Source organism: Shewanella sp. 10N.286.54.B9 (genome assembly GCF_041468565.1).
Classification (GTDB): Bacteria; Pseudomonadota; Gammaproteobacteria; order Enterobacterales; family Shewanellaceae; genus Shewanella.
In genome coordinates, this window is record NZ_JBFRIY010000019.1 from 95,829 (window position 1) to 117,073 (window position 21,245).

General features: G+C 42.2%; 19 protein-coding genes. 9 read left to right on the plus strand and 10 right to left on the minus strand.

The annotated features are described in order from the left end of the window. Positions 1-12: 12 nt before the first annotated feature. Positions 13-1,026 carry a GlxA family transcriptional regulator gene (locus tag AB4135_RS07605; protein ID WP_371991724.1) on the minus strand — a complete coding sequence of 338 codons (1,014 nt, stop codon included), beginning with the start codon at positions 1,024-1,026 and terminating at the stop codon, positions 13-15. A gap of 136 nt (positions 1,027-1,162) precedes the next feature. On the opposite strand from AB4135_RS07605, the gene AB4135_RS07610 reads away from it, so the two are divergent. Further along, positions 1,163-1,342, plus strand: coding sequence for a hypothetical protein (locus AB4135_RS07610; protein ID WP_220738274.1), 180 nt, complete (start codon positions 1,163-1,165; stop codon positions 1,340-1,342). Positions 1,343-1,668: 326 nt separating this feature from the next. Here AB4135_RS07610 and mog read toward each other — a convergent pair whose 3' ends face one another. Together mog and AB4135_RS07620 are read right to left on the minus strand one after the other, a co-directional pair. Beyond that, complete coding sequence (mog, locus tag AB4135_RS07615; protein WP_020910330.1) at positions 1,669-2,202, minus strand: molybdopterin adenylyltransferase; 534 nt, start codon at positions 2,200-2,202, stop codon at positions 1,669-1,671. A 265-nt stretch (positions 2,203-2,467) separates the two neighbouring features. Continuing rightward, on the minus strand, positions 2,468-2,950 hold the full coding sequence (locus tag AB4135_RS07620) for an NlpC/P60 family protein (RefSeq protein ID WP_371991726.1): 483 nt from the start codon (positions 2,948-2,950) through the stop codon (positions 2,468-2,470). Positions 2,951-3,108: 158 nt separating this feature from the next. Here AB4135_RS07620 and AB4135_RS07625 point away from each other — a divergent pair, with 158 nt between their 5' ends. Next, positions 3,109-3,255, plus strand: coding sequence for a hypothetical protein (locus AB4135_RS07625; RefSeq protein WP_371991728.1), 147 nt, complete (start codon positions 3,109-3,111; stop codon positions 3,253-3,255). 714 nt (positions 3,256-3,969) lie between these two features. Next, positions 3,970-5,283: a hypothetical protein gene (locus AB4135_RS07630; protein ID WP_371991730.1), complete on the plus strand. Its 1,314-nt coding sequence runs from the start codon at positions 3,970-3,972 to the stop codon at positions 5,281-5,283. Between the two features lie 60 nt (positions 5,284-5,343). Here the strand turns inward: AB4135_RS07630 and AB4135_RS07635 are convergent, their stop codons facing one another. Both AB4135_RS07635 and AB4135_RS07640 read right to left on the minus strand, forming a co-directional pair. After that, positions 5,344-7,173: a phytase gene (locus AB4135_RS07635; RefSeq protein ID WP_371991732.1), complete on the minus strand. Its 1,830-nt coding sequence runs from the start codon at positions 7,171-7,173 to the stop codon at positions 5,344-5,346. Positions 7,174-7,187: 14 nt separating this feature from the next. Continuing rightward, positions 7,188-9,926, minus strand: a complete 2,739-nt coding sequence (locus tag AB4135_RS07640) for a TonB-dependent receptor (protein ID WP_371991734.1) — start codon at positions 9,924-9,926, stop codon at positions 7,188-7,190. 400 nt (positions 9,927-10,326) lie between these two features. On the opposite strand from AB4135_RS07640, the gene AB4135_RS07645 reads away from it, so the two are divergent. The 5 genes from AB4135_RS07645 (at position 10,327) to AB4135_RS07665 (ending at position 16,745) form a co-directional block, all read left to right on the plus strand. Continuing rightward, entirely contained in the window at positions 10,327-11,208 is an 882-nt protein-coding gene (locus AB4135_RS07645) for a GGDEF domain-containing protein (RefSeq protein ID WP_371991736.1), read from the plus strand. Continuing rightward, positions 11,209-12,243: a helix-turn-helix domain-containing protein gene (locus AB4135_RS07650; protein ID WP_371991737.1), complete on the plus strand. Its 1,035-nt coding sequence runs from the start codon at positions 11,209-11,211 to the stop codon at positions 12,241-12,243. 521 nt (positions 12,244-12,764) lie between these two features. Beyond that, the gene (locus AB4135_RS07655; RefSeq protein WP_371991739.1) at positions 12,765-14,870 is read left to right on the plus strand and encodes a TonB-dependent receptor family protein; all 2,106 of its coding nucleotides are present in this window, start codon (positions 12,765-12,767) and stop codon (positions 14,868-14,870) included. 297 nt (positions 14,871-15,167) lie between these two features. Further along, positions 15,168-15,731 carry a hypothetical protein gene (locus AB4135_RS07660; RefSeq protein ID WP_371991741.1) on the plus strand — a complete coding sequence of 188 codons (564 nt, stop codon included), beginning with the start codon at positions 15,168-15,170 and terminating at the stop codon, positions 15,729-15,731. A gap of 75 nt (positions 15,732-15,806) precedes the next feature. Beyond that, the gene (locus AB4135_RS07665; protein WP_371991743.1) at positions 15,807-16,745 is read left to right on the plus strand and encodes a hypothetical protein; all 939 of its coding nucleotides are present in this window, start codon (positions 15,807-15,809) and stop codon (positions 16,743-16,745) included. A gap of 142 nt (positions 16,746-16,887) precedes the next feature. On the opposite strand, the gene AB4135_RS07670 is transcribed toward AB4135_RS07665, so the two are convergent. Then, entirely contained in the window at positions 16,888-17,139 is a 252-nt protein-coding gene (locus AB4135_RS07670; RefSeq protein WP_371991744.1) for a hypothetical protein, read from the minus strand. Between the two features lie 250 nt (positions 17,140-17,389). Here AB4135_RS07670 and AB4135_RS07675 point away from each other — a divergent pair, with 250 nt between their 5' ends. Then, positions 17,390-17,971 carry a sulfotransferase family 2 domain-containing protein gene (locus AB4135_RS07675; RefSeq protein WP_371991746.1) on the plus strand — a complete coding sequence of 194 codons (582 nt, stop codon included), beginning with the start codon at positions 17,390-17,392 and terminating at the stop codon, positions 17,969-17,971. Here AB4135_RS07675 and AB4135_RS07680 read toward each other — a convergent pair whose 3' ends face one another. The 4 genes from AB4135_RS07680 to AB4135_RS07695 form a co-directional block, all read right to left on the minus strand. Continuing rightward, positions 17,972-18,973, minus strand: a complete 1,002-nt coding sequence (locus AB4135_RS07680) for a phytanoyl-CoA dioxygenase family protein (RefSeq protein WP_371991748.1) — start codon at positions 18,971-18,973, stop codon at positions 17,972-17,974. Then, the gene (locus AB4135_RS07685) at positions 18,966-19,883 is read right to left on the minus strand and encodes a phytanoyl-CoA dioxygenase family protein (RefSeq protein ID WP_371991750.1); all 918 of its coding nucleotides are present in this window, start codon (positions 19,881-19,883) and stop codon (positions 18,966-18,968) included. The genes AB4135_RS07680 and AB4135_RS07685 overlap by 8 nt, the downstream gene beginning before the upstream one ends. Before the next feature lie 138 nt (positions 19,884-20,021). Beyond that, a complete protein-coding gene (locus tag AB4135_RS07690) occupies positions 20,022-20,462 on the minus strand; it encodes a hypothetical protein (protein WP_371991751.1) in 441 nt (146 codons plus the stop codon). A 186-nt stretch (positions 20,463-20,648) separates the two neighbouring features. Further along, positions 20,649-21,140 (minus strand): hypothetical protein, encoded by a 492-nt coding sequence (locus tag AB4135_RS07695; protein ID WP_371991753.1) that lies wholly within the window; start codon positions 21,138-21,140, stop codon positions 20,649-20,651. Positions 21,141-21,245: the final 105 nt, after the last annotated feature.

A 21,245-nucleotide genomic window follows, 5' to 3' on the forward strand; every position in this document is an offset into this window, starting at 1 on the left:
CAGTGAATGAATTTAATACTCACAGCAGCTGTGAGTATTAAACTTTTGCCGATAGGCCCTGGGCGACACACTGGTTAACTGAATAAATAACTTTCTAAAAGAACTTACATCTTCATAGCCGACCTTAATCACTATCTGCTCTAATGCTAACTCAGTGGTTTCCAGTAAGCGCTTGGCTTCATCCACTCTAAGTCGTTGCATGTAGCTTGCGGGCGTTTCATTGAGTGCCTTTTTAAAGCGGCGGATTAAAGTACGCTTACCTATGGCAAACTTATCGGCAATATCATCCAATAAAAAACTCTGAGCTAAATGCAGTTGCATCCAATCTTGAATGCGACTCACGAGTTGATCCTTATGCTGTGGTTCAGCATCTAAAGTCATAAAAGGTTGTTGCGAGATACGGTTAGGGTCAATGAGCAAGACCTTAGCCATTTGCATGGCAATTTGCTCACCCACTAACTGCTTAACTAGCTGTAACGCCAAGCTCAGGTTAGCTGTCGTGGCACCCGCTGTATGCAGCTGACCATCGTTAATGACTAAGTGATCCATGCATAAATTAACCTTGGGGAATCGACGTTTAAATAGCTCAGCCAACCACCAGACGCAAGTCGCGGTTTTACCGTCGAGTAAACCGCTTGCCGCTAGCACCAACGTACCGGAACAGTAGGCAGCTATTGGTTTACCCGTTTGAGCGAACTGATGCAGGCTCGACATATGTGGATGAAATGCTTTTAAGTAACTTTCTAACTCTGTGCGGTTGGTGATGGTGGATGAAGCAACGACTACCGCATCGGCGTGTGATAAATAATGTTCGGCATCTGCGTGAGGCACGACAGGCAACGATAAACCATAGTCACTGCGAATTGGTTCTCCGTTAGGTGACAGAATTTTACACTCAAACAGATCCTCTTCAGCATTGGCTTGTGTCATCTTCCAGTAAGTATTACAGAAGCTAAATACATCCATAAAACTGATGATGCCACCAGCAACTGCATTATCTGCAGCTAACACTACGATTCTTTTCATAGCAACTCACCTGTCATTAATCACCTTTAATTTGTCAATAATGCCACTTATCTACTCATTGTCCAGAATTTAAACTGTATCCAAGTTGTTATGAGTCCAACCAAACAGGCACCAGCGACAAAACAAGGAGTTCGTTATGAAGTCATTCTCTACTAAACATCTATTCAGCGTCAGTTATTGGCTATTGAGCTGGGCACTATTGGTCTGGCTCAATTTTAGTATCGAGCCCAATGCGATGGTGCACTTCGTAATGATCCCTGCTTTGCTACTCATCACTGGGCTTAATGCCGCCAGCTTATGCAATAACAAATGCTAGCAACTTTGTGAACGCAGCAAATAGAGTAACGCAGGACGCAGTTACCGAATGAACATTTATGGCCTGACACTTATGCCAAAACTAACCATCCATGGGTTTTGGCATTAGTGTTCTGACCTCCATGGATGGAGGAAATGCCATTAAATGTCTGGAACATTTATGGCCAGACACAAATACCAAAACTACCCATCCATGGGTTTTGGCATAAGTGTTCTGACCTCCAAGGATGGAGGAAATGCCATTAAATGTCTGGAACATTTATGGCTAGACACAAAAAAGCCCGAGTTGATTCGGGCTTATGTGTATTTAAAACCAGCTTAAGCGAGCTACTTTGCTTTTGGTCTAAAAGGCTTAATTACCGCTTCATCACACTCAAGGAATGGGCCATCCATAAGGTCAATGCAGTAAGGAATTGCTGGGAATACCGCATCTAAACATTCACGGATAGACTTTGGCTTACCTGGTAGGTTAACAATTAAAGAGTCACCACGAAGACCTGCTGTTTGACGAGATAAAATCGCAGTCGGTACAAACTTCAATGATTCAGCACGCATCAACTCACCAAAACCTGGCATCATGCGATCACATACCGCTTCAGTTGCTTCAGGGGTAACATCACGCTTAGCAGGACCTGTGCCGCCAGTGGTGACAATTAGGCTACAGTTTTGCACATCCGCCATATCAATTAGCGTTGCTTCAATCGCATCAGTTTCGTCAGGAATGACCTTATAAACAGGCTCCCACTCAGACGTAAGGTACTCATTAAGTACGTCAATAATTGCCTTACCTGATAGATCTTCGTACACACCAGCACTAGCGCGATCACTGACAGTAACAATACCTATTTTTGCTTTGCTCATTGCTTAATCCTTTCACTTTAATCTGTTGCGAGTACATCCGCCGCCAACCTGCTTCGAATGTAATAAATCTGTTGAGGCTATAATATCAGTTCTTACTAAGCGTGCATAAACTCTGACTAAATAGATGCCAGCAAGAATGGCTTTAAAGTAGCATAAAGTTAACTAGCGAGATTTGATAAATATCTAATAGTTACCGATCCAACTTAAGGATGCAGCTTTGAGAGTAATCAGAATATGCGTTAGAGCAATGGCTAAAGCCACACAACTAAAGCCTTCTCGACTGCCAGTACTTTTGCTTCCAGTAGCTATTGTCCAAACTGGAGATCATCACCCCTTGGCTCGTTGAAGCATGTAAAAACTGATGGTTGCCTATGTAGATCCCAACATGTCGTGTACTCCAACCTGTTTTGAAAAAAACCAGATCCCCTGGCCTCAAGTTATTTTTACTGACACTTTTGCCTACAGTTCTTTGTTCATCAGTGGTGCGCGGCAATGTTAGGCCAAATTTTTGCTGGAAGCCTACTTGCACAAAACCAGAGCAGTCAACACCTTGCTTACTCAGGCCACCCAGTCGATAAGGTGTACCTTTCCATTCTTTATGTAATTGCATTAATTGACTTTTTACTGCACTAATGTTTTCTAGATTACCCTTTCCTCCAGAGTAAACAGAGCCTTTTTCATTACGTTCAGGCGCGCTTGAACAGGCATTTAATAAAAATAATAAACTTAAAACCACAAAAAAATTCATATCATTCCGTAGTGAATATTTCGTCATAAACAAGACTAATTATTACCCAAGCTATATTTTAAATTAGCAAATATGAAATTAATTAGCATAGAAACAAGCAAAGTAAATTATTTAAACTATATATAAGGAGAGCGCTAGTTAAATTAAAGGACGTTGTAATGGAAAAATATATCATTAATAACTATAAACAGGGTGAAATTGAACATTCAAAAACCACAGAAGAGGATTCAACACTGCATGAAAGCCAGCTATACACCTACGAACAGGAGGATGAAACACCGAGTTATATTCTTGGTTACAATTAAGCAAAAATCCGCTTCAAAGATTAACTATTGAGGCGGTTTTAAAACAAGTGTTCATGTTTAACTCCTCATTTCCAGCATACTCTTTATAGATTAAGCCACTGTTAAAATATTATCGATACTTCCTCAGAGAACCTCTTGCTTTAACCTCACCCAATAACTAAATATATATTCACTAAAAGTGAATCATCAGAAAGTTATTTTAAAGCATCAGAGATGCAACAATAAATCTCATGGCAGTCGATATTGTTAGCTGGTAAACATCATAAGTAATATCTCAATATCCACATCCGTTAAGATCTCCCGCCTGCTCAGGCAAAAAATTTCGCTATAAGACAGTTTTCGGCAATACACAGCGCAAAAATAGGCTTTCTCATAGAAGGCATAAAACCTGACAGTAAAACTGGGAGCAGCAGAGAAAGTGGTCATCGGCACCTATTTAGGTTGTCAATTAGCGATCATGAAAATAGTTAAAGCCAAAGCCGAGGTTGCCAGAAAAGACTAAATACCCCCTAAGCTATTGATTCACAATTACAGCGGTAGCAATAAATATGAAAGTTGCTGAAATGTCTTGAATTCGGTGATGACATAATTTTGTCGAGAAAATTTTGTGTTAAACCTAGAGCGAACTCAATTATGTTGTCGCTTCTGAGATGGATGTTCTAAGCATGAGGCACAGCAGCAAATCGTCTAACTAGATCTGTAAAGGAGCTTGATATGTTTAAGTCTAGTCTTGCCTGTAATTCCAATTTTAATTACTCGGCCACTACCGCTTTATTAATTTCATTAACTCTGGTTGCCTGTGGCAGCAGTGATGATGATCCTGAGCCAGAAGTACTGCCACAGCCCATTCCTGTCACCGTTACACCGGACACAGGTGTATTTCTAGATAGTGCCGTTATCGGCATAGGCTATCGCACCGAAACACTCAATGGCGTAACCGATGCAGATGGGATGTACCAGTACCTTCCGGGTGAAACTGTTACCTTCTTTATTGGAGGGTTAGAGTTTCCCGCTACGGCAGCGACAGGCGTAGTCACTCCGATGAGTTTAGCTAATAGCGAAGATGTCACCAATGCTAGCGTTATCAATATGGCAAGATTGCTGCAGACTTTGGATCAAGATGGTGACCCAAGTAATGGTATCACTATCACCCAAACCGCAATTGATAGTGCTGAACCGGTCGACTTCAATATGTCGACCGCAGATTTTGCTGCGGCTAATGCCGTACAAGCAACAATTCAAAACGGTGGGCAGGATAACGCAGTTACGGAGTTAATCGATGAGCACCAAGCTATTACCCACCTGGCTGAACAACTCAGCGAGGCAGATGTACAGATCGGAATAGTGGGAAGTTGGCAAGCAATCAACAATGACAACGACCTATTGAGCATCGTGTTCTTTAATAATGGGAAATACGTACTCTTTGAGGTCGATGCTGATGATTCAGACGAAGAATCAGGCATGGAATGGGGCTCATATGAACGCGACAGTGAGTCTAATCGAGTTTACGCAAGCCAAGAGTTTGATGAAAATGATGGTGTTGGCCTTAATGATTTCGGCAAAAACACCCAAGACCCACAACTTTTTGCACAAATCATCGACGGCAACTTAAGTTTTGATGTTGATGAAGATGCCGATGGTACAGTAGATGAAACGCTAGTATTTGAAAGGCTTACCAAGACAAACGAGCTCGGCAGTTGGAAAGTAAGAACGATTGAAGAGAATGAAAATGATCTGCTCATGCTTGTGTTTTATGCCAACGGCACCTATGTACACGCCGAAGTAGATTTCGAAGACGAAACAGAAGAGTCAGGTATGGAGTGGGGAACCTATAATATAGATAGCGACACAAGCAAGGTAACCATAAATATTACTTTTGATGCCAATGGTGATACAGGACTTACAGATTTTAGCCTTGACTCTGAACTAGGGTTATTCTTATCTATCAATGACGATATTTTAACACTAAGTTTCGATGAAGATGGTGATGACGAAATTGATGATAGTTTAAGTTTCGAAAGACCTTAAATAGTCTAAACAACCACTAACAAGCATAAGCTCGTTAGTGGTTGTGCGCTCAAGCTGCAATTATTCTAGCTGCAGTTGCTGGCTTATCTCACTCCAAGGTACCCACTTAAAATTTTGGTTCTGATCAGGCATGCGGTTACGACCATCCTGCACCACCATCATTCCTTGTGACCACCTGCCTTTACCTACTGAGCTTGCGGTAACATCCAACCCGTCAGTTTCTGCACTGCCATCCATCCCTCGCTTACCATTGATCCCTATCCTAAAGCGGTCAACGTAAGCATAAGGCGGTGTGCTGTTATACAGTACATAGCTATCGTTACCTTGACTCGAGACCACTAAGTAACCCGCTTCACTATTGGCTTGATACAGCGATATTCCCTCAATATCAGCCACTAGCGGCCCACCAGCTTTAATAATCATGTCACCGTTTAATTCGGCAGAGTTATCATCAAGATTAAATGTCCAGATACCAACATTTTCTTCGCCTAAGAACAGCTGCTTATTGACGTCATCAGCAACACAACCCTCTGGCTGGCTTGGCACACTAAATTGCCTAACCTCTGTCGCTTTAAGATGGTTATCTTGCCATTTCAGTTGTATTTGGCTCACTTTCCCCGATTTTTCATTGGCAAAAACATACAGCTCATCTTCGCTCGGTTGATACATACAAAGGCCGTAAATATCAGTCAATATGGTCTCTTGTTCTGGTAGTTGCGTCAGCAAACCATCGCTATCAATACTGAAAATACTCAAGCTATCACGGTCACGATTACTGGCGACGGCAATGTCACGATATTTACCGCCCAACAAAACTTGCTGTCGAATATCAACATTATTGACCCGCCCAGCGGCCACCGCTTGCAGCTGCTGACCTTGCATTGAGAAGCTCAGTAACCCCCAGCGCTTATTGGTGCCTAGTACCCGGCTTTTTTCTGGCTCAGTGGGATGGACCCATATCGCGGGATCATCCATAGTATCGCCAGATCTATCTGAAACATCACTCTCAACTGCAGTGGGGATCTCTGTTATGAGCGCAGTGGAGTTTACGGTTGTGTTCTGTTTTGGCTGCCATTGAGCTTGATAGAATTGATCGTCATCATCAGAATATGCCCAAAGCTGTGTATCTGCCACATATAAGCTTTCGAGCGCCTCGTGACCTTTAAAGGGCGTAGCGACTTTAGCTCCCTCAATATCATAAATTTGTCCAACCTCATCCATCATCAAGATGCTGCCGCTGTTGAATGCTAACCCTGATAGCTTGTTATCGGGGATATAAGTTACCAACTCAGACTCTGCAGCCATATGCGGCGCAGCAGGATAACGCCATAAACCGTGCTGATTATCCAGTACATACAACTGCTCGTTATTATCGACAGCACACTTTAACGCCCCCATTGATACCGCCAAGCTACGCACCAACTGTGGTTGCCACTCACCAGCAGATGATAATAACCATTGCTCGGAATGACCTGCATCATCGCCTATCCAAGCATAGAGATTGTTATCTGCTTGTCGAGGTTGTAAACAGAGCCACTCCACTTGGAATGCGCGCTTAGGCAGCAGTGACATCCGCTGAGTATTGCTGAGACTTAAGCTAACCCCCTGCACTTGATCAATTTGAGTATCGTAAGTCAGTGCAATATCGCCATGCACAGCCAGATACTCAAACTGCCCAGGGACGATGACATTTAACTGCTGCCTATCTGCCAACACCAATCCCTGTTGTTCACTGGCAAACAGTGCTCTTTGCTGCCAAATTGACATTTCGCTCGCCGCTATAGGCCCCTGCAAAACCGTTCTGTTCTGCTGCGTATCAAAGTTATCTTGTGCCGCTAGCTGGCAACTAAAAAGAGCCACTAACGCTATTATTTTTTTATTGTTAATCATGTGAGTCCCTAAGCTTAATAGTTGATGAACTGAATACCGAGTTGAAATGTACGACCATACTCTTCGTATTGAGCGTTATAGCGACTCTGTCCGGTATAGGCATAGAAAGGTTCATCAGTAATGTTTATCGCTTTGAAATAGAGGGTAATATCTTCAGTTAGATAGCTTTTAGCAACGAAATCCCATTGAGTATGTGCATCTTGATAAATATCAAAATTGGCATCATCGAGTTCGGTAACCTCAACCAGATATTCAGACTTATAGGCCGCAGAGAGGCGAACGCTTACGTAAGGGTTCTCATAGCCAAAAGAGGCATTTGCGGTGAGCTCTGACTGGCTAGGCAGTGGAATATCACGACCTTGTACACCATCATCTTGCCAACTGATGTGTGCAGTAGAATCACTCAGCGTTAGGTTGCTGGTAAAGATAAGGCCACGCCAGCCTTCAGGCATAAAGCCAAACTCTTGCACATACGCAAGTTCTAGCCCTAAAATATCGGCGTCATCGCCATTTACAAATGTCTCAGCTTTATCAAAGTCTTGATAGTTACCCCGTCCGCCTAGATCAGCTTCATAGATAAAGTTAGTGATATCTTTATAGAAACCGCTAGCAGAAATAACCCCCAAGCCTCCCATATAATGCTCAATGCTGATATCCCAGTTCATCGCCTCAAGTGCTTCTAAATCTGGGTTACCAAAGCTTGCTTCTAGCTCGTCATCATCTTGCTCGATAAGGAATCCAGGCGCCAGCTGACCAAAAGTAGGTCGCACAATGGTATTGCTCCAAGATGCTCGCACCACGGTTTTATCACTCCACTTATAGTTAAGGTGCAAACCCGGTAACCAATGCTGATAATCGCGGTCAGTATTGTTGGCAATAAAATCATCCTGACTCTCATCAAAACCTGAGCCTTGCGACTGCATTGCGGTGTGCTCAAATCGCACCCCAGCTAGCAGTCTCAAGTTATCAATATCAATGTGCCCCATGACATATGCAGCGGTAATGTCTTCATCAATATTAAAGTCATTAATCCGTGACTCAACCTCGTCTTTGGCTGCGTCACTATCCATACCATTGACTAAATCCCACACTGGTGCGGCGTTAATTGATGGACCAAATCGCCCTAAATTATAATCAGGTTCAGCAGCTGAAAATTGACTCATCAGCAACTGCGACTCGGTAATACCTTGCTCGTCAAAATCCTCAAATATCCAAATATCTTCTCGATTTTCCTTGGCACGAGCGCTGTATTTTGCGCCAAACTTAAGCGCGACAGGTCTGTCTGCTAACAACCAAGTTTTGCTCAAATCAAATTTGGCTGATGCCATGGTATCAACGGTATTGGATTCGGCAATTTCAACTTTATCTAACAGGTAATTGTCAGCACTGTAAAAATCTTCGTTTGCAGAAATTTTGGGGACTGCGCTATCTTGATATGCAACATCATCGAACTCACCTTCGAAGTCCGCACCACCAATGTAGCGCGGCTTATCGGCTTCGGCGCGGCTCCAACTAGCTTGATAGTTTAGCGTCCAAGTATCGAATCGAGATTCACCGCCAAAGACAACCGAATAAATAGCCTGGTCTTCCTCACGGGACTTTAATGAGCGGGTCGCTTCAGCCTCTGCAGGGCTATTAGGTAAGACACCTTCGTCCCACTTAATTTCGTTACCATTTCGGGTTTCAGTATCGACGAAGCTGCTATAAAGTGTGCGGATAAATAGGTCATTGTCGTCATTGGGTCTAAAGTCTAAATTGGCTCCCAAGCCAACACGCTCTCGATTAATTTGGTAATCACGCTGTTCAACTTCTTCGAGCAAAGCCGGATCTTCAAAGTCCCACTTGCCTCCTGTTTCAACATTGTCAGAACCAAAGTCACGGTTATACCAACTAGCCGCGATGGCAATACCAATATTATCGTCAAAAATATCGCTATAACTCCCCGCTAGCTTAGGGTTAACACTGTCAGTCATTGCGTCATAACTACCCTCAGCACTGACATTCACATAGGTATCATCACGGTCAAAAGCAGATAAACTCTTAACCTCAATCGCACCGCCCAGAGAGTCAGCATCCATATCTGGTGTTAAGGTTTTAGTCACCTCAACAGATTGCAGTAAGTCTGCCGGGACAACATCCAATGCCACCGCGCGGCGATCACTATCGGGTGACGGTAATCGGGTTCCGTTCATGGATACCGCATTATAGTCTGGCGCCATCCCCCGAATTCTGACAAAGCGACCTTCCCCCTGATCACGCTCAATAGAGATCCCTGGTACTCTTTGTAGTGCTTCACTTATATTGGTATCAGGAAAATTACCTAAAGCATCGGCAGACAACACACTCACTAAATTGTCGGCCGCCCGTTGGCGATTTAAAGATTTACTCAATGAGCCGCGTTGGCCGACAACCTGAATATGTTCAATCCCTTGCCCCTTTAACTCGATTTGAGCATTAATTAGGCTCACTTCGCCTACTTTAATCCGTTGAGTGTACGTTGCTCCGCCTAAGTACTCTGCCACCAAAGTATATTCGCCCTGCGGTACTTCCTGAAAAAAGAAGCGACCGTCTCGAGTCGACTCCTGCTTCAGATTAAGCTCTTTAATGCTGACGAGCGCACCTTCCAATGGCATTTGGGTCGCTTCATCAGTAATCGCACCCTCGACCTTTCCAGCCCATGAAGTGGATGGAAAAGCCAAGCTGGCGGCAAAAAGTGCAAGGTAGAGCGGTGAAAGCGAACCAAGCTGCTTCATGTTGTTGAGTTCCTATTTTAGTTTGCGTTATATGGGTGATTTGCAGGCAAAACTAAAATAGATAGATGACAGTAAGGTGACGCCGATATTTAGATCGGACAAAAAAGACGGGGTTTTCAATTACTTTACCGCCAACTGAGCCTATTTGACTGCGAGTAACAGTCGCAAACGCCGAATAGCAGCCAAGTAATAAAAAGAAAAACAGAAGTTAACCAGCTGTATTTAAACAAAATAAATTCAAGCAAGTAGTTATACAGCAACCTTCGAGTAGTCGTTCTATCAAAAAAGTCCCCCTTATGCTGAACATCCATTGAGCCAATTTGACTACTTAAAGGATCATAAAGTCGTCATAAAATTGCAGTACGTTAAGCATAATACTTCGTTCACCAACAAACACAGCATGCATAAATTTGTTAGCTCAAAGTTTACCCTTGGCATAGCTTTGCTTAGCGGCATACTACTCAGCCTCTGCTTGTTGCAGGCAGATACAAAAGCGAGCGACAGCATCGATTGGCTTGATGTCGCGGCGGAGGGGGCTTTGCTGCTGCTAGGGTTAAGCTGGCTTGCACTCGTGTTGCAAGCTCGCCCTGGAGGCAAGGTCACTCAACTGCTCATCTTCGGTTTACTGGGATACAGCTTAGGCTGCTATATGGATCTGCTCGATGAGTTTTTTATCAACCACAGTCTGCCTTCTTGGTTCGCATTGATTGAAAAGCTGCCGACACCTATCGGCCTGCTTACGCTAACTGCTGGCTTATGGCTGTGGCGCGAAGAGCAGATCACCATTAATGAACAGCTACGCACTCGAGAACAGTTTTTCCGCCAGCACAAACTCGTTGATCGAGTAACTAAGATTTATGATGCCCGGGCACTAAGGCAACAAATTGCGCTCAACAGCAGTAAGCCATTAAGTTTAATCATGTTAGACATCGATAATTTTTCTGAAATAAATCAGCGCGACGGCTTTAATCAAGGGGATAAGCTACTTACTAATATTGCGCAGATGCTCACCTGCCAACTACGCTCCCAAGACTTGGTATGCCGTTTTGCTGGTGACCGTTTCATTATATTGCTGCCTAACTGCTCTGCACCATTCTCGCAAGCGATGGCAGCTGAGCTACAACGCGTTATCGCACATTTTGGTTGCCATGCCAGCAGTGCTTATATTCATTTCGACCCAGATACAGAGCAGCATCCGTTGGATACTGACGGATTGATCAATCAGATTAATCAACAGATGGAGCGCGTCAAACAAGCAAGAACTTGGCCTCAGGCTATTTAGATGCAACCCATCGCCTATGCCCAAGACAAGTGTATTGATAGCCAATTACTTGCGGCCAGTATTGTGGCGATGTTCGAATATAGACGGCTTAATGTAGACCGTTTACTGAAAGGAACTGGAATTTTCAAGCAGGATTTGCAACTGATAGAGCACATGATCAGCCCTCTTCAACTCATGAGTTTAATCGACAATGCAATAGCACTTTGGCCGGGAGATGATTTAGCATTTTTACTTGGCCAGCAATGGTTACCTGTCCAAAGCGGCCCACTCACTAATGGCCTTTTTTGCTGTAATAGCCTTACGCAAATGCAGCACTTTTGGCATAGGTATCACTGGTCCAGCCAACCTTGGCTTCAAGGCTGGCATTGGCGTACAAAGCAGATGCAACACTTACTGCTGCAACTAGATATCGGTGCCCAGCGCCAGCGGCGATTCTTTACTGAATTAACACTTTCAAGCCTAGTATCAACCTATAAGAGGTTGACTCATCAAGCGTGGCAAGGTCATTTTGCCCTACCTTACACCGAGCCTAAATTATTAGACCAATACTACAAATACTTAGGTCATGACTTATCATTTAACCAACCTATCTGCGTCATTAGTTATAATGCGACCACAAGACAAGCTCCATTCGAGCTAGCAAACTCACAGGGACTAAAGCTCGCTAGGCAACAGGTTAATCAACAAAGACAAGCGGCCAAGTATCAAATAGGGCTTCCTGCAGCGATTCGCTCATTACTGACTCGAGCTAAAACACGCCACTATACATTGCCACAAGTAGCTGCACAGCTGGCGCTAAGTCCAGCAACATTAAAACGTCGACTAAAGGCTTACGATATCAGTTTTCAGCAGATACAGGATGAAGCCAATATGCAACAAGCTATCTTCCTGTTAGCCGTATCTGGTGCAAGTAACTTAACTATCGCCAAGCAACTCCATTTTGCCGACAGCAATAACTTTAGGCGCTCTTTCAAACGCTGGACAGGGCAACTTCCCAGCCACTTCAAATATTGGCTGAGCCATGTTAACCAATAAAATAAACACTTAGGCCATTTAGGCACGATTGAATGATTACCCATTGCTCACCAATAAAAACAATTAACACCCAAGATAAGCAGTTATCAATTGATGCAGGTTAAAGCTGTAGATATGGCTAAAAAAGCCAAATAGTAAAAAATGACCCGACCTCAAGTAGAGGTTTTTAATTACTATTTACATAGAAAAAGCAGCAGACGCCATAAGTGACTGATAAAAAACACAATGCAGCCATTAAAAAAGATATCAAGCTTTACATTCCGCTACTTGAACTCGCCGCCACAAGTGATAATAATTATCAACCTCATTAAATGCATGTTAAGGCCATAAGCTAAATCTACCAAGTGATCGACTAGCTTAGTTTACTTTTGAAGCTAATCAGCAACAGATTTAACCAGCAGGCCAGTACATTATTTTCACCCCAAAAAAGTTCGGTGTATTTATTCAGCAAATCCAGCTAACGAATAAGTACTAGGCAACCCGTAAGGATACATATGTTAAACCACAAGAAATTATTCAATTTGAGTACAATTGCTGTCGCCATCTCAAGCAGCTTGTACTGCTCAACAGTCTTTGCAGAAACAATTGAAACCAAACAAGAAACAGAAATTATTGTTGTCACAGGTAGCTTACTGGGTGACTCAGAAGTGGCCGATCTAAAAACCTACACCGGCAACCGCTCTATCATCACTTCAGAGCAATTAGAGCGTACTGCAGTGCGCTCGATTGATACCGCACTGCAACAGATACCTGGGCTAAAAATCAAAGATGAAAGTGGTACAGGTGTGCTGCCCAATATCTCGGTACGCGGCTTAGATAGCAGCCGTAGTGGTTATGCTCAGATCTTGCTAGATGGCATCCCGATGACGCTTGCGCCTTACGGTCATACCGGTCAATCATTGTTTCCTGCAACACTGTCTATGATTGACAGAATTGATGTTGCTCGTGGTGGCGCCTCAATTCAATACGGCCCAAATAATGTCGGCGGGGTGATTAATTTAGTATCCAAGCCTATCTCCGAAGATTGGCAAACCAGCCTTAATGAGCGCATCACCTTCTTTGGTGATAGTCGCAATCTGTATGACACTAATATCAGTACTGGTGGCGCTGTTAACGACGATGTTTCTATGCGTTTGGACGCCAACGTTATTAAAGGTGAATCGTTTAGGCAGCACTCCGAAACCGACGTTACCAACGTTATACTAAAAACGGTTTGGAACATCGATGAGCAAAATAGCCTCGATGCCACACTACAATATTACGATGCTTTCTCCGAGCTCCCAGGGGCGCTGAACTCAGCGGCCTATGATGAAGACCGTAATCAATCACTGCGTCCTAATGATGAGTTTAAAGCTGATACCAAGCGTGTTTCGGTTAACTATAACCATGTACTTGATGACTCAAAAACCATTGACTACGGTGAACTCGACCTAACCGTGTTCGGCAATAAAAGTAAGCGTAATTTTCAATGGGACTTCTATAACAAAAATAGTGACACTGATGGCAACTTAGGTTCACATTGGGCTGATACCACGCAAACAGCGACACACTTACGTAACTCACCGCGTGAGTTTGCCGTTTATGGTATTGAACCCAAAGCAAGTTTGTTACTTGATGGCGATATTTCCCAACACATCATTGTCGGCGTTCGTTATGTTAATGAAGACATTAGCTACCAACTTAATCAAATCGACAAAACGACTCAAATCGCTGTCCGTCCTCGAGATTGGCAGATGGACACTAATGCCATGGCATATTACATCAGTGACAAAATTGGTTTCCTTGATGATAAATTATCTGTCACCCCAGGGATCCGCTTTGAAGATGTACGTATGACCTTCACCAACGTAGGACAAGACTACAGCCAAGATAACCATGTACAAGAGTGGCTGCCGGGTATTACCGTCGGCTATGAGTTCACCGATACTTGGTTTGGTTACGCCAATGCACAGCGCTCGCTGCGAACGCCGCAAATCTCACAGCTGTGGCCTAAAGGGCAAACACTGGAATCTGAATTATCGTGGAACTATGAAGCAGGTGTGCGTTTTACCCCAACAGAGCGTAGCAACCTAAACTTAGCTGCTTACCGAATCGACTTTGAGAACAAAGCGGAGTACAGCCGAGATATCAGTATGTTCATTAATATCGGTAAAACCAAAAACCAAGGTATCGAACTCGAGGGTACCTACTCGCCGATGTCATTGCCCGATCTGACGTTAACAGGTGCTTATAACTACCTAGATACCGAACAATTAGAAGGGCAATACGCCGGTAATCAATTGCCTTTCGCCTCAAAGCATCAACTGTCAGCGAGTGCGCTATACAGCATCAAAGATATTGATCTAGGGCTGATGGCTTTCTACTACAGCGAATCATTTGCCGATTTAGCCAATACCGTTGAAGAAAACGTCTCAGGCACAGCGGGTGAAATACCAGAATATACTGTGGTTAACTTCAATATCGCCACGGAACTATTTAAGCAAAATAACAGTGGTCTAAAGCTCGGCTTATCGGTCAACAACCTGTTTGATAATGAGTACTTCTTTAGAGGATTAGATGTATCTCCTGCAGGAAAAGTCCCAGCCCCAGGTCGCTCGTTCAGTTTAGATGTTGGCTATAGCTTTTAACGTTTAATTACGTTTTCAACTCTAAAAAAGCTTCGTAATCCGAAGCTTTCCCCCTCCATAAATTTGGTCAATGCAAATACCACAAAGCGCTAGTTAAAAACCTCACACATCAATCTTTAGTAGGTCCAGCCCTGAATAAAATTCATTATAAATCATAATCTAATGCAATTTTATATTGTTAGTACAGCCATGCAGCAGAGTTATCTATCGCATTTAGAGCGCCTGACGGACTCATTCACTGCAACCAACTAAAAAGCTTACACAACCTTCAAATTTCATTCAAAAAAAGGAATCCACATGTTAAAGAAAGGACTCATAGCTTTAAGTCTCTTACTAACAACATTTGCCATTTTTGCAGGTCCCAAATATGGTTTCAAATGGGAGTATAGAGATGTAGTAGTCAAGACCCCTATCTATGAAGATTATGTTGAAAAGACACGACAGTGCACGTACTCAGGCCATATTTATCTTGGCCATTTACAATACCAGCCTGACTTTCATTTACTCCATTATAGAAACACACAGCAAAGCACTGTTGTAGCTGAAACCGTCGCATGCCCTGTACAACAATATGCTAGTCATAGTGAAACCTATTGGTACACAGAGACGACTCAAAACTTAGAATGGGGCAACAGTTGCCGCTGTATGAAATGGAAAGATAGCACTCGCCGCGGTATGGCTTGGGCTGATTATCGTGGTTACATTCCTTTAGTTTCGCAAAAAATTCTCTCTGAAAATAAGCGAAGAATCATTGGCTACACCGAGCATACAGAACGAAAGCTAGTAAGAATACCATGCAATACTCCAGATAGAGGCTGTGATGGTGGCTCTGGTGGTCCAGGAGAACCCGGTCAACCTTAAGCTGGCAAAATCAACGCAAGCCACATACTCTCAGTTAGTGGCTTGCTTTTACAAAATACAACTAAGGGAGTTCATATGTCTTTGACTAAAGGAGAGTTTTTATTTGCCTTAACCGGTATATTATTCGGTGCCAGCACTATTGCGTTAATCTCACAGAGCTCCTCAACTGAGTTCAATAATTCACAGCTTACTGAATATAAACCAATCTTTGAACAACCATCTATTGATGATGATTGTAAAGCCGTGGCTAATTCAACTAATATTAATACTCTGATTTCCCAAGTTAAATTACTGGAAAATCAATTAAACGAAAGAGATAGGACATTAGCTCAGCTCACAACAGCAATTAAAGCTGAACAAGAAAGGGAAGCTATCCGAGAAGAAGCATATCAGTCTGCAGAATATGTTAAAACAGCAATTATCCCACAACAGATAACGGCTGTGACGGGGCTGCTATCGAGACGACTAGCCTTAGCCCCAGAACAACAACAACGACTAGCCACGCTATTAACAACAAAAGCTGAAGCTGACTTTGATGCTATGAGTCCATATATGGAGGCTGTAAATAAGTTTGGACAACCTAATTATAATGAATCTGAAGTACAGACTTTAAATGGAGAATTTAAAAGAATAGCTGAAAACAATCAATTGCAGTACGAACAAGCAATCGATGCATTTTTAAGCCAGGAACAAATGTCAGAATATTTGAAATTTGAAAATGAACAGCAACAACAGCAACAACAGCAAGCAATTAATCATCAAATAGCGGAACTGAACTTAGCGATACCATCACTAGATAACTACCAGAAAGAACAAATTCAAGCACTGATAAAAGAACATAGCTCTGAGAAATTAGACTCAGTCATAGGTACATCTGGCGGATTTTATCCTCAACACCAAGCTATGATTTCATCAGAAGAACTACAAAACAACCAATTTGCGCTTGAATCCCTTCTCAGCTTTGATCAAATACAAACCTATAAATCCTACCAAAGTAAGACTAATATTAAATAGACTATTTCTATTTAATATTGGCCTACAGTCAAGGCTTCAGTAATCCAATGAAAATGCCTGATTGGCGCCTAAGTAACAACAAGGGAGGTATTCCCTCCCTTGTATTAAAAGGCTAAAAGCACTTGCTCCAAGCTTGTTTGCTTTAATACTTATATTGACTAAAACGCTTAGTCGGAAAGTACAACACTGACAAAACAACTGCCACTAACCACACATAAGTAATATGTGTAAATCTAAATACATCGCCATAATTAGCACCGACAAAATTGACGCCCAGTGAGTACAAGATAAGCAATAGATAGAGATGAACAATATAGAAGAACATTGGCGAAGAACCTATATTGACTAATACCTTGCCAAAGGGTGACTTCACTTTTCTAGTACGTATAAGCACAATAGAGCGCCACCAAATGCGACAAGTAGAAATGCCAATTTAGGTGGATATTTAGTTAAGTTAAATACCGACTTCAATGTCATAGCAAAAGAGTCCCTAGTTTGCCAATCTAGTGTCTCGCCATAGAGGTTGAATGCGCACAAGACAGTAAAAATATCTCAGGGAAAGAAAACAGAAAGGCTCACTACTATGATTTAAAATTACAAGGAAAAAACTCTCGTTCCAAACTCAATCTAGCATAGGCAAGCTCATGATTATTTGTGATTCACATCGGTTTATTTTTATTCACATCCCTCGCACAGGTGGTACCTCTATTACTCATATTTGTCATCAGCAAAATTTAGCCTTTGTGCGACCTTTCTTTCAACATTCACACGCTAGATCACCTGCTGCTCAATCTGTACCTTTTGCTGATTATGTCACTTTTTCGTTCGTACGAAATCCGTGGGCGAGGATATACTCTTGGTATGCATTACTCACTAAATACAATCTTGATTGGCAATCTGAATTTACTTTTGAAGAGTTTGTTTGTGATTACTCCCGAATTGCTAGAGATTACTCGATAGATAAGGATTTTAGCTTTAGTCAGCTAGACTATTTATGTGATGATCAAGGTGTGTTGGTGACTAAGTTTATTGGGCGCTATGAAACTTACCAGCAGGATGTACACAGGATTTTTTTAAAATTAGGTATTCGTTTAAATACAATTCCTCATTTAAACGAAACCGGACCAGTCGATTACAGAGACAAGTATACAGTAACTTCGAAATCGGTTGTTGATAAGTTATGTGCTAAAGATATTGAGTATTTTGATTATAAATTTGATAGTTAATTAGTTTTTCAAATTAAATGGGTAAAAATTAATATACTGAGCAATTCGTGGTTGCTGAGTAACATTTGGTCGACTGCCGTGAGGTAATGCATGATGCCAGATGATCAAGTCACCAGCTTGTGCAGCAATTGCTTTTGAGCCTAGTGCGTGTAAATCTTGTTGCTGTGGATCTTGGTGTTTATCTAGATTGGTGAGCCATTCTTGTAATTTGTGTTGGAAGCCTGGTACTAATGTGAGAGCTCCTTGTTCTGCACTGGTATCGGTCAAATAAAGTATACCTTGGGTGCAAAATGAATCAGGTTTATTAAGATCCATATCCCAATGTAAATCAGGGCCAGGAAAGTCATAACCCGCTTTTTGTGGGGGATGAAAGCTACAACGATCGGCGGAACACCATAAATCAGTCGTCCCCCAAAGCTGACTAAAAGCCTTATGAATTTTGATATTGTTTCGGTTGTGCTGAAGTGCAGAGTGTTGGATCAGCTCCACCATAATTTGGCTATTATTTTTTCCATACCAAGTACTTGGTTCGTCAGGGGTCGCTTGGATATGTTGCCAGATTGCCTGTTCCGCAGCTCTACCACCTTCTATGCTCACTGCATTTTTGACAACCACATAACCAAACTCTTGCCAGTGCTCTAAATCAGCTCTGTCCAAAACATCTGGGTGCTCATCGATAAACTTAAACTTTTCTGCGGTAACTTTTGATAGAGGAGCATGCACAATTGCGTGATTAAACCTTTGCACGACTTCATCTGAAAGTAGCACAGCGTTGTGTTTGATCCATAATTCAAATTGTTGAAAAGTAGGCCTCTCGGTATACAGATAAAATAGGCCTTGGTGTAAACCTATGCCTAAAGCACTAAGTAGCAGGCGGTTAATATGGTAATCTTGATGAGTAATAGATTGATTATTTTCTTGAATCGTATGCCAAAACCTCTTTAATTGATAAAGGTTAAGCTCTCCTACATCCTCTATGTTGACAAGGGAAGTGTCAGTCATTTTTTCTCAACTCTGAAGGTACAGGATAGTCAGGATGTTCCACTGGAAATATCGCCCATACAGCTGGTATAGCAGGCTCTTTTCTGGCGCGCATTTGAGTAACAAGTTGCGATTGGTTAACTTTCCTTAAAGGGTAAAAATGCTGCCAACCATCAGGTATGTATTGCGCGCGTTCTAGTACCAAAGCCATAAACTGTTTGCGGATATCAGCCCACACTTCTGACTGAGACTGACTTTCAATAATACCTTGTACACATCTTAGTTCTAGATAAATGGTTCTGCGACACCCTGGAGAGCGTTTCGGTTGAGAGCCGTGTAAAATCATCATGTCTTGAATCAGAATATCGCCAGCTTTGGCTGGTTGTTCTATAGTACCTGGTATCTCCCAACCATGTTTTTGCGAGAGCTGTTGAATATCTTCTAATTTGTGTTGAGTGCCTGGAACATAACGCAAGCAACCATCACCTTCGGGGGCGTCGTCCAGATATATGCCAACATTCAGATAAGGGTAAGTTCTAGGATGTTGTGCTCCTTGATGCCAGTTAATAACAGGATGAGGGTGCTGTTGTTTATACAGTATGTCCATTGCTATTGGAATTGCCCCTATGCCACAAAGCTTTTCACTTAGAGTTATAAGTGCTGGGCATGCAAGTAAGTCTAATGAGGCTTCTGTTTGTAGCTCTATCATGTTGTCGTAGCGCATTAACCTCGGGCCAATGGGATCTTGTACAATACAATAATCACCGCATTGAATACCTTGTTCGTATTCAGCCATGGCTTGTTTTTCAAGTTGGTCGGCAATATTTCGCCATTGTTGAAGTAGTGAGGTAGGTAATGCGTTCTCTAATAAAAGATAGCCTGTTTGTTCAAACTGATGAATCGAATCATTGGATATCTCAAAATTAGACATAAACTTCCCTATTGGTTTTTACTTTATTGACTAGCGCTTCTGTTAGTCCTTTTGTTTACCGAAAATTAAGTCTGACTTATAGCTGCGTCCCTTCCATGGCAAGCTACACCTCTGACCAAAAATCAAAAAAAAATCAAATCAATCTTTTACACCAACATACAAAAGACCAACATTGTTAATATTAACCCCTTGGTTAAATGGCAATTCATCAACTTCATAGGCATCACAGTGTTCGCATGTCAGTCTATAAAATATTTCTATGTCCTGAGGGATCTCATGCAAAGTGATATTTAGTGCCTGCTGTTTAGTCTGATCCAAGCTAACCTTATCTTGGTTAATAATATGCTCAAAATCACTATCGGTAGCGATTTCCCATGCTACTCTCATAAGATCATGATTTTGGTCGGCTATCAATTGCAATTTAAGATTGAAGTCGTTGATAATAGGAGCTTTTTGTGTGTGGTCACCACCAGAAATAAAATCATTTGATGCCTGAGCAGAGGTCATGCTGCCAACAGCCGTTGCTATAACCAAAGCTGAACCAGATATAAGAAATGAACGACGAGAAATTTGTTTCACGGTAATGTGCCCCTCTGAATTCTATGTAAGTTATAAAAAACAAAATGAGTTAGCAATATTAATGACATATCACTACGCTCATACATTCAAGGTATTTAGTAAGTGCATAATAGGTATATTTAGAATACTAAATTAGGCCTTACGCATGAATTTATAGCAGGATAAGCATCGATTGCCTAGTATTTGCTAAGCGTTCTCCGCCAATCGCAGCCAGTTTTGCATTTTGGGAAAGCCACCGGAGTTGTTTTTTAGGCTCAAACACATCTGCCAATATACCAATAAGGGTATGCCAAACCCATTGTTGCTTTTAAATGCATCGATTATCGACTTAGAGCCTTGTTTATAACCATCTTCATGGAATACTAGCTCTGGCCTCAAACCTATATGTTTAAGTGCAGCCCATGACCATGCAATAGCAGCCATCTCTTCTCCGGCTTGATGACCGGATCTGGATACATCCCCTTGAAGCTTATGCCGAACAGCTTCTTCTGTAACTGCAATATGTCCCGCTTCGTGTAATAGGTCTCCAACATGAATTAATGATTTTCTATCAATAAGTAGTACGCCATTTTTTATATCCATGCCCTGCATAAAGCTATCACTTCGCACTGAAGTGAGTTGATAGGCAAGTCCAATATGATCAAAAAACTGAAGGATTGCTTTGAACTCAGTATCCATAAGGCAATGATTCCTTTATTTTTATTCACATACAATAAAACACAATAAACTCCGGAATTAAAGACCAAGTTGTGGATTTATGCGTGACTTGATAAGCAATAAGTG

Bases quoted from the DNA above. Each gene is read 5' to 3' on its own strand.
- AB4135_RS07605 (WP_371991724.1), bottom strand. From the start codon at position 1,026: ATGAAAAGAATCGTAGTGTTAGCTGCAGATAATGCAGTTGCTGGTGGC.
- AB4135_RS07610 (WP_220738274.1), top strand. From the start codon at position 1,163: ATGAAGTCATTCTCTACTAAACATCTATTCAGCGTCAGTTATTGGCTA.
- mog (WP_020910330.1), bottom strand. From the start codon at position 2,202: ATGAGCAAAGCAAAAATAGGTATTGTTACTGTCAGTGATCGCGCTAGT.
- AB4135_RS07620 (WP_371991726.1), bottom strand. From the start codon at position 2,950: ATGAATTTTTTTGTGGTTTTAAGTTTATTATTTTTATTAAATGCCTGT.
- AB4135_RS07625 (WP_371991728.1), top strand. From the start codon at position 3,109: ATGGAAAAATATATCATTAATAACTATAAACAGGGTGAAATTGAACAT.
- AB4135_RS07630 (WP_371991730.1), top strand. From the start codon at position 3,970: ATGTTTAAGTCTAGTCTTGCCTGTAATTCCAATTTTAATTACTCGGCC.
- AB4135_RS07635 (WP_371991732.1), bottom strand. From the start codon at position 7,173: ATGATTAACAATAAAAAAATAATAGCGTTAGTGGCTCTTTTTAGTTGC.
- AB4135_RS07640 (WP_371991734.1), bottom strand. From the start codon at position 9,926: ATGAAGCAGCTTGGTTCGCTTTCACCGCTCTACCTTGCACTTTTTGCC.
- AB4135_RS07645 (WP_371991736.1), top strand. From the start codon at position 10,327: ATGCATAAATTTGTTAGCTCAAAGTTTACCCTTGGCATAGCTTTGCTT.
- AB4135_RS07650 (WP_371991737.1), top strand. From the start codon at position 11,209: ATGCAACCCATCGCCTATGCCCAAGACAAGTGTATTGATAGCCAATTA.
- AB4135_RS07660 (WP_371991741.1), top strand. From the start codon at position 15,168: ATGTTAAAGAAAGGACTCATAGCTTTAAGTCTCTTACTAACAACATTT.
- AB4135_RS07665 (WP_371991743.1), top strand. From the start codon at position 15,807: ATGTCTTTGACTAAAGGAGAGTTTTTATTTGCCTTAACCGGTATATTA.
- AB4135_RS07675 (WP_371991746.1), top strand. From the start codon at position 17,390: ATGATTATTTGTGATTCACATCGGTTTATTTTTATTCACATCCCTCGC.
- AB4135_RS07680 (WP_371991748.1), bottom strand. From the start codon at position 18,973: ATGACTGACACTTCCCTTGTCAACATAGAGGATGTAGGAGAGCTTAAC.
- AB4135_RS07685 (WP_371991750.1), bottom strand. From the start codon at position 19,883: ATGTCTAATTTTGAGATATCCAATGATTCGATTCATCAGTTTGAACAA.
- AB4135_RS07695 (WP_371991753.1), bottom strand. From the start codon at position 21,140: ATGGATACTGAGTTCAAAGCAATCCTTCAGTTTTTTGATCATATTGGA.